12 protein-coding genes are annotated in these 14,165 nt (G+C 29.9%); 11 read left to right on the top strand and 1 reads right to left on the bottom strand.

The window, feature by feature from the left end; genetic code table 11:
- Positions 1 to 36: 36 nt before the first annotated feature.
- From ACSIGE_RS10495 to ACSIGE_RS10445, 11 genes are all read left to right on the top strand, one after another.
- Positions 37 to 366: a hypothetical protein gene (locus ACSIGE_RS10495; RefSeq protein WP_440879824.1), complete on the top strand. Its 330-nt coding sequence runs from the start codon at positions 37 to 39 to the stop codon at positions 364 to 366.
- A 3-nt stretch (positions 367 to 369) separates the two neighbouring features.
- A complete protein-coding gene (locus tag ACSIGE_RS10490) occupies positions 370 to 1,236 on the top strand; it encodes a DUF58 domain-containing protein (protein WP_440879823.1) in 867 nt (288 codons plus the stop codon).
- A 27-nt stretch (positions 1,237 to 1,263) separates the two neighbouring features.
- Positions 1,264 to 2,352, top strand: a complete 1,089-nt coding sequence (locus ACSIGE_RS10485; RefSeq protein ID WP_440879822.1) for a hypothetical protein — start codon at positions 1,264 to 1,266, stop codon at positions 2,350 to 2,352.
- Positions 2,342 to 3,346, top strand: coding sequence for a vWA domain-containing protein (locus ACSIGE_RS10480; RefSeq protein ID WP_440879821.1), 1,005 nt, complete (start codon positions 2,342 to 2,344; stop codon positions 3,344 to 3,346). Before ACSIGE_RS10485 ends, ACSIGE_RS10480 begins: the two co-directional genes overlap by 11 nt.
- 13 nt (positions 3,347 to 3,359) lie before the next feature.
- Complete coding sequence (locus tag ACSIGE_RS10475; protein ID WP_440879820.1) at positions 3,360 to 4,403, top strand: vWA domain-containing protein; 1,044 nt, start codon at positions 3,360 to 3,362, stop codon at positions 4,401 to 4,403.
- A gap of 4 nt (positions 4,404 to 4,407) precedes the next feature.
- The gene (locus ACSIGE_RS10470; RefSeq protein WP_440879819.1) at positions 4,408 to 5,283 is read left to right on the top strand and encodes a tetratricopeptide repeat protein; all 876 of its coding nucleotides are present in this window, start codon (positions 4,408 to 4,410) and stop codon (positions 5,281 to 5,283) included.
- A gap of 92 nt (positions 5,284 to 5,375) precedes the next feature.
- Positions 5,376 to 7,145, top strand: a complete 1,770-nt coding sequence (locus tag ACSIGE_RS10465) for a BatD family protein (RefSeq protein WP_440879818.1) — start codon at positions 5,376 to 5,378, stop codon at positions 7,143 to 7,145.
- A complete protein-coding gene (locus tag ACSIGE_RS10460; protein ID WP_440879817.1) occupies positions 7,145 to 7,903 on the top strand; it encodes an SH3 domain-containing protein in 759 nt (252 codons plus the stop codon). Before ACSIGE_RS10465 ends, ACSIGE_RS10460 begins: the two co-directional genes overlap by 1 nt.
- A 52-nt stretch (positions 7,904 to 7,955) precedes the next feature.
- The gene (locus ACSIGE_RS10455) at positions 7,956 to 8,237 is read left to right on the top strand and encodes a hypothetical protein (protein ID WP_440879816.1); all 282 of its coding nucleotides are present in this window, start codon (positions 7,956 to 7,958) and stop codon (positions 8,235 to 8,237) included.
- A 152-nt stretch (positions 8,238 to 8,389) separates the two neighbouring features.
- Positions 8,390 to 9,970, top strand: coding sequence for a SulP family inorganic anion transporter (locus tag ACSIGE_RS10450; RefSeq protein WP_440879815.1), 1,581 nt, complete (start codon positions 8,390 to 8,392; stop codon positions 9,968 to 9,970).
- 419 nt (positions 9,971 to 10,389) lie between these two features.
- Positions 10,390 to 11,019, top strand: coding sequence for a carbonic anhydrase family protein (locus tag ACSIGE_RS10445; protein ID WP_440879814.1), 630 nt, complete (start codon positions 10,390 to 10,392; stop codon positions 11,017 to 11,019).
- 674 nt (positions 11,020 to 11,693) lie between these two features.
- Here the strand turns inward: ACSIGE_RS10445 and ACSIGE_RS10440 are convergent.
- A complete protein-coding gene (locus ACSIGE_RS10440) occupies positions 11,694 to 13,943 on the bottom strand; it encodes an inorganic phosphate transporter (protein ID WP_440879813.1) in 2,250 nt (749 codons plus the stop codon).
- Positions 13,944 to 14,165 lie beyond the last annotated feature (222 nt).

Genomic DNA, 14,165 nt, shown 5'->3' with positions numbered 1-14,165 from the left:
CATAAAAACACCCCTTCAACTAAAATACAGTTAGAGATGACATACAAATTAACAACTTACAAAACATTAACAGGAACAAAAACAATATTAGAATTGCAAAAAAGAAAAAAAACTGAAGCTATTGTTTATCAAAATGAAAAACCTTCTTATTATGTGAATTGTTTCGACTTGAAAACAGAATCAAATATCATAATGAACAGTTTGGTACTTGGACAGAAAAGAAGTATTAGCAACGTGATAAAGGAAGTAGCCCACAAAAACAACGTTAACATATCGATAAAAGAGGCGCCTTTGCTGTCAATTGAAAAATCTTTTGAACTTAAAGAAGTTGAACTGCCTCCTTTACCTGAAAATTGGTTAAGCTAGTGCATGGACACAAAAGAATTACTTAAAAAAGTTCGTAAAATTGAAATTAAAACAAAAAAACTATCCAATAATATATTTGGAGGAGAATATCACTCGACCTTTAAAGGTCGAGGGATGACTTTCTCCGAAGTTCGACAATATCAGTATGGAGATGATATTCGTGCTATTGATTGGAACGTTACTGCAAGATATAACGAACCTTTTGTTAAAATTTTTGAAGAAGAACGCGAACTCACAATGATGCTCGTTGTTGATATTTCTGGTTCTGAATTTTTCGGCACTTCTCAACAATTTAAAAAAGACACTATCACTGAAATTGCTGCTACGCTTGCTTTTTCAGCAATTCAAAATAATGATAAAGTAGGTTTAATTCTGTTTTCAGACCAGATTGAACTATTTATCCCTCCCAAAAAAGGTCGTAGCCATGTTCTTCGCATAATCCGAGAACTAATTGAGTTTGAATCGAAAAGTAAAAAAACAAATATTAATCAAGCCCTAAAATTCCTATCAAATGTACTTAAGAAAAAGGCAATTGTTTTTGTTCTTTCAGACTTTATGGACGATAATTATGAGCATACCTTAAAAATTGCAGGTAATAAACATGATTTGACAGGTATCCGTGTTTTTGATAAGCATGATCAAGAGATTCCAAATATTGGAATGGTTTCAATGAGGGATGCCGAAACAGGAGAAGTTATTCTTGTAAATACTAGTTCTTCAACCGTCAGAAAGCAGTATAAAAAACACGCTTTATATCTTAAGGATTATTTCACCTCTTCTTTTAGAAAGTCTGGATCAGGTATTATTCATGCTCGCGTAGATGAAAGCTATGTAAAAAAACTGCTAGGTTACTTTAAACAAAAAAACTAATTTTCAAGCAATTATGATGACTAAATTATGAAACAACACCTTTTACATATTTTATTCTTGAGCATTGTTACCATTGGTTTTTCCCAGAATCCAACGGTAAAAGTAGAAATTGACACAACAAATATTAGGATTGGTGAGCAATTTGAATATAAAATTACAATTGATGAAACAGAAAATGTAATTATTCCGAAATTAGAAAACCTCAAGAATATAGAAGTTGTTGATTCGTTAAAATTAGACACTCTTAACCGATCGTTAGTTCAAAGATATATATTAACTGGGTTTGATAGTGGTGCCTTTTATATACCAAAACAGCAAATATTTATAAAAAACCAAGCATACTTTACAGATAGCTTATTGATAAAAGTTGCTTCCGTAGCTATTGATACCACTAAAGTAAAAAAATTTCCTATTAAAGGGATCAAAGGAGAACCTTATCAAATTGATGATTTCAAAGAGTATATAATATGGATATTAGCTTTACTAATAATTGTTATAATAACTTTATATTTTGCACTTAATAAAACTGAAGAGAGTACATCTGAAACTTTCATTCCAAAATTAGCTCCTTTTCAGGAAGCCATGCAAAACTTAAAACTTTTAGATGATAAGCTTTTATGGCAGAACAATAAAACAAAGAATTACTATAGTGAATTGACTGAAATCATACGAAATTATATTGAACGAGAATTAAATATTCCCGCTCTTGAACAAACCACGAAAGAGCTTATATTTACACTCAACAATTTGAATAAGGTTAATACAATTACTACAGATAAAGATACAATTGAGAAATTGGAAAGATTACTTATTCAATCAGATTTTGTCAAATTTGCTAAATCAAAACCTTTAGCTAACGATATAGAGTTTGACAGGAAAAACGCAGAAATAATCATAAAAAATGTCAAACCAGCTGTTATAAGTGAAAATTCTGAAACTAGCTATTCTTCACCTGTTACTATTGTTGAAAAACCCAAAATAAAAAAACACAGCTTGGTTATTAAAATATTAATAGTTATTTCGTTAGTTTTAATAATAGCTTTGATTAGCTATAGTGCTTCCCAAGCTAAATCAATGTACGAATCAAAAAATCAACAGTTAGAAAATGCTAAATAATTTTGAATTCCACAACCCAGAATTTCTTTGGCTACTTGTGTTCATACCTGTATTAGCTATCTGGTTTATTTTTACAGATAAAAAAAATAGTGCACAGTTAACAATTGGAAATACAAGTGCTTTTCTATTAAAAAGATCTATTTCTTCTCGATTAAAACCGCTACTGTATATTTTAAGGTTACTTGCGTTAACATCCTTAATCATCGGGCTATCACGTCCGAGGAATGTATCTATAAGTAAAAAAACAAAGTCTAATAGAGGTATTGATATTGTTATGGCTATTGATGTATCTGCTAGTATGCTCGCTAAAGACCTAAAACCCAACAGACTTGAGGCTTTAAAAAGAGTAGCCATAAAGTTTGTTTCTAGACGTCCAAATGATAGAATCGGTATTGTGGTATATGCTGGCGAGAGCTTTACTCAGACTCCTATTACTAGTGACAAATCTATTGTAAAAAGAACTATTTCTGAGATTAAGTTTGGTCAAATGGAAGGAGGAACCGCTATTGGAATGGGGCTTGGTTCAGCCGTAAATCGTTTAAAAGAAAGCAAAGCTAAAAGTAAAGTAATTATTCTTCTGACTGATGGTGTAAATAATGCAGGATTTGTAGATCCTAAAACGGCTACTGAACTGGCTAAAGGTAATAACATAAAAGTGTATACAATAGGTATTGGCACAAATGGCATGGCTCCTTTTCCATGGGCAAAAGATCCAAGAACAGGAAAAATCTCTTTTAGAAACCAACAAGTAGAAATTGATGAAAAATTATTACAGCATATTTCTTCAGAAACTGATGGTAAGTATTTTAGGGCGACAGACAATAATAAGCTTAGTGCAATTTATGATGAAATAGACAAACTTGAGAAAACAAAAATTGAAGAATTTAAGTATTATAACTACACTGAACAATATAGACTATTTGTTTTTATTGCAGGATTCTTCTTAATTTTAGAATTTATTTTTAAAAACACCATTTTCAAAAGCTTCATATAACAACAATAAATATATGTACAAGATAGAAGAACCGATATATTTTTACTTATTTATTATCATTCCAGTAATAATTGGTATGCATTTATTAGTTTTCTTTTGGAAGAAAAGAGCTCAAAAAAAGTTTACATCTCCAGAATTATTGAAAAAATTAGCGCCAAACTCTTCTCGTTTCAAACCTCTTCTGAAACTTGCACTACTCTTACTAAGTTTTACGTTTTTAATAATAGCTTTAATTAACCCGAAAATGGGAACTAAATTAAAAACTGTAAAAAGAGAAGGTGTTGATGTAGTATTTGCACTAGATGTTTCAAAAAGTATGCTAGCTGAAGATATTGCTCCAAATAGGCTTGAAAAATCGAAACAAATTATTTCAAAGATAATTGACCGACTTGGTAGTGATAGAGTTGGAATAATAATTTATGCAGGTAGTGCATACCCTTTACTTCCAATAACAACAGATCATGCTGCTGGAAATATGTTTTTACAAAACGCTAATACCGATATGGTCTCTAGTCAAGGTACAGCCATAAATGAAGCTTTAAACTTAGCCAAAACTTACTACAATAACGATGAGCAAACTAATAGATTTTTAATTATAATATCTGATGGAGAAGATCACCAAGAAGAAACCAAGCAAATTACACAAAATATTTCTAATGAAGGAACAAAGATTTTTACTATCGGTGTTGGAACCCAAAAAGGAGGACCAATTCCAATAAAAATAAACGGATCTTTAATTGGCTATAAGAAAAACCGTGAAGGAGCAACGGTTATCACCAAAAAAGAATCCAAAATATTAAAAGACATCGCCGATATTGGCAAAGGAAATTATATTGAAGGTAATAAAACAGAAGCAGCTGTTAAAATTATTACTGATGTTATTGCTAATGCACAAAAAAGCGAGTTCGAAACAAAACAATTCTCTGATTATCAAGATCAGTTTCAATGGCCTTTGACATTCGCTTTATTCTTTTTAATGCTTGATATTTTGCTGTTTGAAAGAAAAACAAAGTGGTTAAAGAAAATTGACTTATTTAATGAAGAATCAAAAAATTAAACAAGTGAACATATTGAAAAGTTTAGTTATAATATTATTGTTATTTCAATCAATTGAGATTAACGCACAAATAGATACCCTTAAACAAAAAAAGGAGGCAAGATCCTTACTTCGTTTAGGAAATGAACTTTACAATAAGCAAAAATTCGATGAAGCTTCAATTTCCTACAGAAAAGCGCTGGAAAAGGACGGTAACTATGAAAAAGCTACCTATAATTATGGAAATTCTTTATATCAAAATAAAAGTTATAAAGAAGCTGTTTCTCAGTATGAATTAACTACAAAAGGTAGTAATAATAAAATTACTAAAGCAGAAGCTTTTCATAATATTGGAAATGCTATGATGGAGCAAAAACAATATGAAAAAGCTGTTGAATCCTACAAAAATTCTTTAAGAAATAACCCTAATGACGATGAAACACGCTATAATTTAGCAGTAGCCCAAAAAGAATTAAAAAAACAACAGCAACAGCAAAAAAACAATAACAATCAGGATAAAGATCAAAAGGATCAAAACAAAGATCAAAAGGATCAGAACAAAGACCAAAAGGATCAAAACAAAGATCAAAAGGATCAAAACAAAGACCAAAAGGATCAAAACAAAGACCAAAAGGATCAGAACAAAGACCAAAAGGATCAAAACAAAGATCAAAAGGATCAAAACAAAGACCAAAAGGATCAAAACAAAGATCAAAAAAATCAGAATAAGAAGAAAGACAAAGACAATAAAAAAGAATCTAAATCTCAAATAGGTAAGATGACTCCAGAGCAAATGAAACAGCTTTTGGAAAGCTTAAATAATGAAGAGAAAAAGACACAAAAGAAAATGAATATTAAAAAATCAAAAGGGCAAAAAGTCAAACAAGAAAAAGACTGGTAATATTTAACAAAAAGCTAAGACAAGGACTTTTTAAATTAATGTCCGTTTTTAGATATTTGGGTGTTTAGACATCAGTTTATAATGAATTAAAAATGAGCAGACATATAATATTGCATATTTTATTATTCTTTTTAGCTATATCTTCATTGCATGCACAAAAAGGAGAATTAGTAGCGAAAGTAAGTAAGAGTAAACTCGGGATTAATCAGCGACTAAAAGTTGAGTATTCAATAAATACACAAGGTGCTGATAATTTTACACCTCCTGTTTATACTAATTTTAAAATTATTGGAGGGCCAAGTCAATCCATAAGTCAATCATGGATTAACGGTAAAATGACATTTTCTAAATCGTACACCTATATCTTACAACCCAAAAAAAAGGGTGAGTTTAATTTACCCTCTGCTTCTATTGAAATAAATGGGGAAAAGATTAAATCAAACACCCTTAAAATAATAGTATTAGATGCAGTTAAACTTCCAAAAGACCCCAATGATCCAAATTATGTTGCTTCGCAAAACATTCATCTTGTAGCTGAAATTTCAAAATCTAAACCTTATTTAGGTGAAGGTATTTACCTGGAATACAGACTTTATTTTAGTGAAAATGTAGGTATTTACGATAATGCTATTACTGAATCTCCTCAGTATAATGGATTTTGGACACAAGAAATAAAGAAAAATGGAACGCAAGTTAAATCAGGCACTTATAATGGAGAAAAATATAGATATGCAGTTTTACATAAAGCACTATTGATCCCAACAAAAGCTGGAAAATTAACAATAGATCCAATGAAAATGGACATTGTAGTGGCTGTACCAACAGGAAGAGTTGACTTTTTCGGTAATCCAATGACAAGACAAATAAAAAAAGAATTTTCTTCTATAAAAAAAACTATCAATGTTAAAGAGTTACCACAGCAAAATAGACCTGAAAATTTTAATGGAGCCGTAGGGGAATTTTCACTAGATGTATCCTTAAGCAAACAAATACTGAAGGCCAACGAATCATCTCAAATATTTATAAATATCAAAGGAAAAGGCAATCTAAAATTATTTGAATTACCTAAATTAGACACTCCTAAAGAATTAGAAGTTTATCAACCAGAAAGAAAAGAAAAAATAATTATTACATCTTCAGGTTTACAAGGTAAAATATCAGACAATTATACACTTGTTCCTGAATATAAAGGGAAATATAAAATTCCTTCAGTTAGTTTTTCTTATTTCAACCCTAAAAAAGAAGTTTATCAAACAATTAACTCTGAAGATATGTATGTAGAAGTGCTAGGAGGTAAAGAACTTATTTCTTCTTCTCAAGAAATTAACAGTACTACCAAACAAAATATTCAGGTTACAGGTAACGATTTCAGATATATTCAAACAAAATCTAACTTTGAAAGCACAAATAAATTAGACTTCTTTAAATCTTCTTTGTTTTATTTTTTACTATTCCTTCCAATAATATCTATTCCAACAGTTATCATTCTCGATAAGAAAAAGGAGAGAAAAAATCGAGATACGGATGGAAATAAAAGAAGATTAGCAGATAAGTTAGCGAAGAAATATCTTTCAGAAGCTCAAAAACAACTTGGACAGAAAGAAGCATTTTACGAATCACTTGAACGCGCATTACACAATTATTTAAAAGCAAAACTAAAAGTAGAAACGCAAGATATTAGTAAAGATAAAATTACAGAGCTACTTAAAAAACGTGAAATAGAAAATAATACCATAAAGGATTTTATCACGGTTCTTAATGACTGTGACTTCGCAAGATATACACCACTTGACGATACTCATATGAATCAAGAATTCGATAAAGCTAAACAAGTGATAACCCAATTAGATAAACAGTTATAATGAGAAATATAGCATTATTTATAGTACTTTTGTCAAGTGTTATGTCCGCACAGACATCTACTGATTTATTCGAAAAAGCGAATAACTTATACCGTCAAGATAAATATGAAGATGCTCTCGCTTTATACGAAAAGATTGAGATAAAAAATGACGTTTCATCTGAGTTGTATTTTAATATTGCAAACTGCTACTATAAGCTCAATAAAGTAGCTCCATCTATTTATAACTATGAGATGGCGTTATTAATTGATCCGTCAAACAAAGATGCTAAAAACAACCTTACTATTGCTCATAAATTAACCTTAGATAGGATAGAGCCGCTTCCCCAAAATGTGTTTGAAAAATTTAGGAGTAATTTTCTAAATAGTCTTCACTATAACACATGGGCATTTGTTGTTATAATTTTCTCATTTATAACGAGTTTATTTTTTATTTTGTTCTATTTATCACATGATTCGTTCAGAAAGAGAATTTTCTTCAGCATTAGTATGTTAAACTTTCTACTTCTTATCTGTTCAATTGTTATAACTTTCCAACAATTCAATGAATTTCATAATGTAAAACATGCCATTATCTATAGTAACGAAATAAGTGTAAAAAATGCTCCAAATTTAAGCTCTGATGATGTTTTTTTGCTTCACGAAGGAACTAAGGTATCATTAATAGATTCGGTAGATGAATGGAATAGAATAAGATTAATTGATGGCAAAACGGGGTGGATTCAAAAACAAAATATTAAAATTATAGATAAATTTTAAATTTTGTTGGCATCAAAATTAAACTTAATGTTGTATATTGTGTTGTTTAAAAATGATCAAATATATACTAACATACCTTCTTTTATTCTTGGTAACTGCAACAGTAGTCGTACCTAGGTATACAAATATATTTGAAGAAGTCTGTGAAATTTCAGGAATGGAAGCGGAAAAAGACTGTGACGAAACAAACAAAGAATTAGAAATAAAATACTTGCACTTTACATCTGAAACAAACAATTTTTGTGGTGTTATAAATCGAACTAAACTTACACATCATAAAAGTTTCTATAGAACTATTTATCAAAAACAAGAGAATCCTCCACCAGAGGACTAAACTTCTCTGTACTGCTAATCTAGTAGTTTAAGACTCTTTTAATTATCCCCGAATTAGTGCGTTATAAGAAGGATTACTGAATAATAGTGTCCTAGAAACTATAATCAATTAATTTCAAATCATTAGTTAAATACTAATAAAAAACTCGTTTTATGTTTAAAACAATTAAAAATGATTTACCCGCTAGTATAGTGGTGTTTTTCGTTGCACTTCCCCTTTGCTTGGGAATAGCTCTAGCCAGTGGAGCTCCGTTATTTTCTGGCTTGATTGCCGGTATTGTCGGTGGTATTGTAGTAGGTGCCCTGAGTGGGTCCAAGATTGGTGTAAGTGGGCCTGCTGCAGGACTTGCTGCCATAGTGTTAACTGCCATTGGTGAATTGGGTGGCTTTAATAACTTTTTACTTGCTGTTGTCCTTGGAGGAATAATACAACTGATGTTCGGAATTTTAAAAGCGGGTATCATAGGGTATTATTTTCCATCATCTGTAATTAAAGGAATGTTAACCGGAATAGGTGTAATTATTATACTGAAACAAATTCCTCATTTTTTTGGGTATGATGCAGATCCTGAAGGTGATTTTGCATTCATGCAAGTAGATGGTGAGAATACTTTTTCGGGAATTTTTAATACTATTAATAATATTGGAACTGGGTCTACTGTTATTGGATTTATAGGCCTAGGAATATTACTATTATGGGAAAAAATTCTTGTAAAAAAAGCTAAAATATTTCAATTAATACAAGGACCTGTTGTTGCGGTTATTATTGGTATAATTTTTTATACAATAACTAAAACTAACGACGTATTAGGCATTAGCTCAAAACACTTAGTGAGTGTTCCTGTGCCTGAAGATATCACATCTTTCTTTGGCCAATTTCAATTTCCTAATTTCTCACTTATTTCTGATTCTAGTATATGGGTTACCGCTTTTACCATTGCACTTGTCGCAAGCTTAGAAACCCTATTATGTGTGGAAGCAACAGATAAGATTGATCCTAATAAAAATATAACCCCCACTAATAGAGAACTGTTAGCACAAGGTACAGGAAATATAATTTCTGGACTAATTGGCGGACTACCTGTTACTCAAGTGATTGTTAGAAGTTCAGCCAATATTCAATCTGGAGGAAAGAGTAAAGCTTCTACTGTAATTCATGGTTTTTTATTATTAATATCCATAATATTAATTCCAAATTTATTAAACAAAATACCTCTATCAGTTTTAGCCGCTGTACTTTTTATCGTTGGTTTTAAACTGGCTAAACCAACACTATTTAAGAAAATGTACGCATTAGGTTGGAAACAATTTCTACCTTTTATTGTTACGGTTTTAGGGATTGTTTTTATTGACTTACTAAAAGGAATCGGGCTAGGTTTAGCTATTGGAATTATTGTAATTTTAATCAAAAGCTATCAAAATTCACATTTTTTACATATTGAAGATGTAAGTAATGGCGTTCATAAAATTAAAATGACACTAGCAGAGGAAGTTACTTTTTTTAATAAAGGTGCTATTCTGAAGGAGTTAAATAACTTACCCCGAAATACATATTTAGAATTAGATGTAAGAAAAACAAGATATTTAGATAATGATATTATTGAAATTCTTGAAGATTTTCTTTTTAAAGCTAGAGAAAAAAGCATAAATATTAAAGTATTCTCAGAAAGAGGAACCATCGAAAACCCAAAAAGTTTCGTAGATTTTTTTAAATTGCGGCCGTTAATTAAATAGTAACTTTTATAACATAATAATTTTTAAGACACGCTAAAGAATATGAAGCTTTCGATTAGATTAAAATTTAATGATTTTTACCATTAAAAATAAAACAATCTATTTATTTGATAAAAAGCAACATACAGACACATTTTCAAAAAAAATCTAAATTATTAAACTCTGGTAAAAATAGCTATCTAAAATTAACGTTGTAGTAAGTCCTATATTATTAAAAGTGATAGGTAGTGATCTTAATCTTTAAGTAATCCTTAACGAAGTTTTACTTTTTATAAATAAAAAGCGATTAATTAAAAATCCACGAATTAATAGATGCATCTATTTAGCTATTTAAAATCAATAAATATAATAATGGAAAATTGCACATTTCATTATTATAAAAATATAAGCCAATTTTAACGAATTAAATATTAAATTAAATGAAAGCCCATACAAAAGAAACTCAAACCGCAATGACACCCCAAAAATCTCTTATAACCTTAAAAGAAGGTAATTTAAGATTTCAAAAAAGTCTAAAAGCGGATAGAAATTTACTTGAACAAGTTAATGACACAAAAAAAGGTCAGTTCCCTTTTGCAACCATATTAAGCTGTATTGATTCTAGAGTATCATCTGAACTTATTTTTGACCAAGGGATTGGCGATATTTTTAGCGTAAGAATCGCTGGTAATTTTGTTAATGAAGATATTCTAGGAAGTATGGAATTTGCATGTAAATTAGCTGGAACCAAATTGATTGTTGTTTTAGGACACACAAGTTGCGGAGCAGTTAAAGGAGCTTGTGATGACGCTAAACTAGGAAATTTAACAGGTATGCTTAAAAAAATAAAACCGGCCGTAGAGGCTGTAACTGAACCAAAGGAAGCATCGGTTAGGAATTCTTCCAATGAGAACTTTGTAAATGAAGTTGCCAAAAAGAACGTAGAGTTAACTATTGATAATATCATAAAACAAAGTGAGGTTTTAGCTGACATGCATAATAATAAAGAGATTCAAATTATTGGTGGAATGTATAATATCCAAGACGGATCCGTAACATTTTATGAATAACAACAAAATCATCACTAAAAACATAGAAGGACTTATGTAAAATAAGTCCTTCTATGTTTTTAGGATAAAATTATTGGGTAATTACAAATATTTCAGTCTATTTTTAAATTCATTACATATTCTTAATCAATTGTTTTTATTAAAAGGTCAATAAAATATCTGCATAAAAACGCACCTACTTACTTTCTTTATGATTTCTATTGTGAAAATCTGTGTTTGAACAACTTCTTTAAAATACTCTTTTAAATAGGAATACTGATAAACACCGAATAAACTTTTTCTAATACTAAATCTAAAAAAATATTCGTTATTCTTCGCGTAATTATTAAGTAATACCGTTTATCCTTTATTCGGTAATAAGAACAACCTTATTTTTCAATAATTTTTGAACAGTGTCACCCCTGAGATATCTTAAGAGATAATATATAACTACAACATCTTAAATAACCGAAATCAATGGAACAGCTTCAATTTCCTAATTTAAAAGGATTTTACTTTAGAGACTAGAATTTAGAATTAGAAATATATGTTTTCATTCTTAAAATCTTACTTAAAAACAAGCTTATAGCTTTCAATTAAAAGCTTTTAAAAATCAAACTTACTTCTACCAACATAAATAGATTTTATTTTATTTAAGACAACTTAAATTATAACTCAAGGAAAAAAAGTATTTTTTATAGATTTTTAGAACTCACATAAAAATCTTGATAAGTTTCCAAAAGACTTACAAGTCCAGAAACTAAATCTTGCGTTTCTAGTAAAATACTGAAATATAACGTAGTATTTTTAGGACTGGTTTCATTGGTTCTAATTCTATCAACTTGCTTTTCTATCGAATGAGATACCTCAGTAAGTAACTCTTTCTTTTCATCAATAATAATAGTGAGCTCATCAAAATTACGCTCAGAAAATACATTTTTCACATTAGTAAGTATGGACGAGAGCGTAACTTCTATTTGTTTTAGATCTTTTAATTGACCTTTTTTAAGATTTTTATGGTTATTATTTACATGTTTATAAGTCGCTCTTGATATGTAACTTATTGATTGCGCTACATCTTGTAAATAACCTAAAATCAATACATAAAACCTACTTGCCTGAACAGAACTATCATCGAGTGATTTAATAAAGTAAAAAACACCATCTTTCAAACTATCTATTTCATCATTTAATTTTGTAACATGTTTATCAGTTTTACGCAGCTTAACCAAATCATGATTTGCTAAATCATTGACAACGTTTGAAAAAAGTTTATTTATTCTTTCTGCAACCCCAGCGATATTGTCAGAACTCTCTTCAATAACACCATTAATAGAAATTAATTCTGCTCTTTCAACATAGATTTGTTTTTTTTCTTCTTTTGTTCTTCTAGAATACATGATACTGGTTCGAGTTACCAAACCAATAATTAATAAAAGAAGCACTGGTACCATAGCGATATGCCAACTTATCAAATAAGCCACAATTCCCGCTGCTATAAAAGCTATTATTGCTGTTAAAAACCATCCTCCTATAACATTAAAAACACCAGCAACTCTGTAAACAGCACTTTCTCTACCCCAAGCTCTGTCTGCTAATGATGTTCCCATTGCTACCATAAATGTTACATAGGTAGTTGATAAAGGTAGCTTCATAGAAGTTGCTATAGATATTAAAATACTAGCCATTATTAGATTTACAGCTGCCCTTACCAGGTCGAAAGCCGGCAATTCATAAACTTTGTCTTTAGGAAGTTTAATAATTGGTTTTTCAAACTTTGAATTAATAAAAACTTGGGTCTTTAACGGTATAACCAAATTAATACCTTTATTAAAAAACATTGCTAACCTTACTACAACTCTTGATAAATTGTTAGGTTGGAATTTTTCTTGTCCTTCTCCTTGACGTGATAAATTTATTCCTGTTTCGATTACTGCTCTTGCCTTTTTTGAAGTCCACAATGTAATGACCATCACTCCTCCCGCAAATAATAATAACCAAACATTTGATGGAACTTTTTCAGCTAGAATACCCATTGTAAATTGATTCGCAGCAACACCAGAAACTTTCCAAGCCTCATAAGAATTCAATGCAGCGATAGGTACACCTATAAAATTAACCAAATCATTCCCAGCAAAAGCCATTGCCAAAGAAAAGGTTCCAATTGCGATAATAAGGACTAATATATTTATTTTAAAAAACTTAACAAGAATGTGAGATACCGAAGACCAAGCTATAAAACTTCCCAAAACAATACCTACAGAATATCCCTCTACCAATCCCTTTATACTGCCATAAAAAGGAGTTCCCTTTAGCCCTTTGATAATTATAAAATAGGTAATAGCGGTAATCGCAAAACCACCAAATAATGAATTGATATAATCAGGTCTTTTCTCAAAATCAAAAGAATAAATAAGCCTAGAAAAATATTGAACAATTGCTCCTACTGTAAAAGCTACAATAACAGAAATAATAATACCTGAAATGATTTCTAAAGCTTTTTCGTCATTTATATAATTCCAAATATCAGTAATCGTCTTAGTATCACTTGCCGAAATTTTTATCAGCGCTATTGCCACAGCAGCTCCCAATAATTCAAAAACAATAGAAACGGTTGTAGAGGTTGGCATACCAAATGAGTTGAAGATATCAAGTAGTAAAATATCTGTTATCATTACCGCCATAAAAATATACATTATCTCCTCAAACACGAACATATGAGGATTGAATATACCTTTTCGGGCAACCTCCATCATACCACTTGAAGTAACTGCACCAACAAATACACCAATACTGGCAATGATCATAATTGTTTTTATTGGTATCGCTTTAGAACCAATTGCTGAATTCAGAAAATTAACGGCATCATTACTTACTCCAACGACCAAATCAGCCAAGGCTAGAACAGCTAAAGCAACTAGCATTAAAATATATGGATCTCCCATTGTTTAGTTTATAGTTTAGCAATGCAAAATTACTAACACGTAAAATCACATATGTTATTTTTATGTTATCATTTTAAATAATTTCATATTAAATTAAATCTTGTTTTTTTTAAAAAAAACAACAATATTCCTTCTAAAAAAAATTTTTTCATCTATTAAACTTCCTTTATAAAATGACACTTACGTTAAGTAACAATAATTAAAAGACTATATTTATTGATT

Origin of the sequence: Tenacibaculum profundi, assembly GCF_052050075.1 — a bacterium.
Taxonomy (GTDB): domain Bacteria; phylum Bacteroidota; class Bacteroidia; order Flavobacteriales; family Flavobacteriaceae; genus Polaribacter.
Note: the sequence above shows the minus strand (reverse complement) of the source record. Positions and strands in the feature narration are given on the sequence as shown.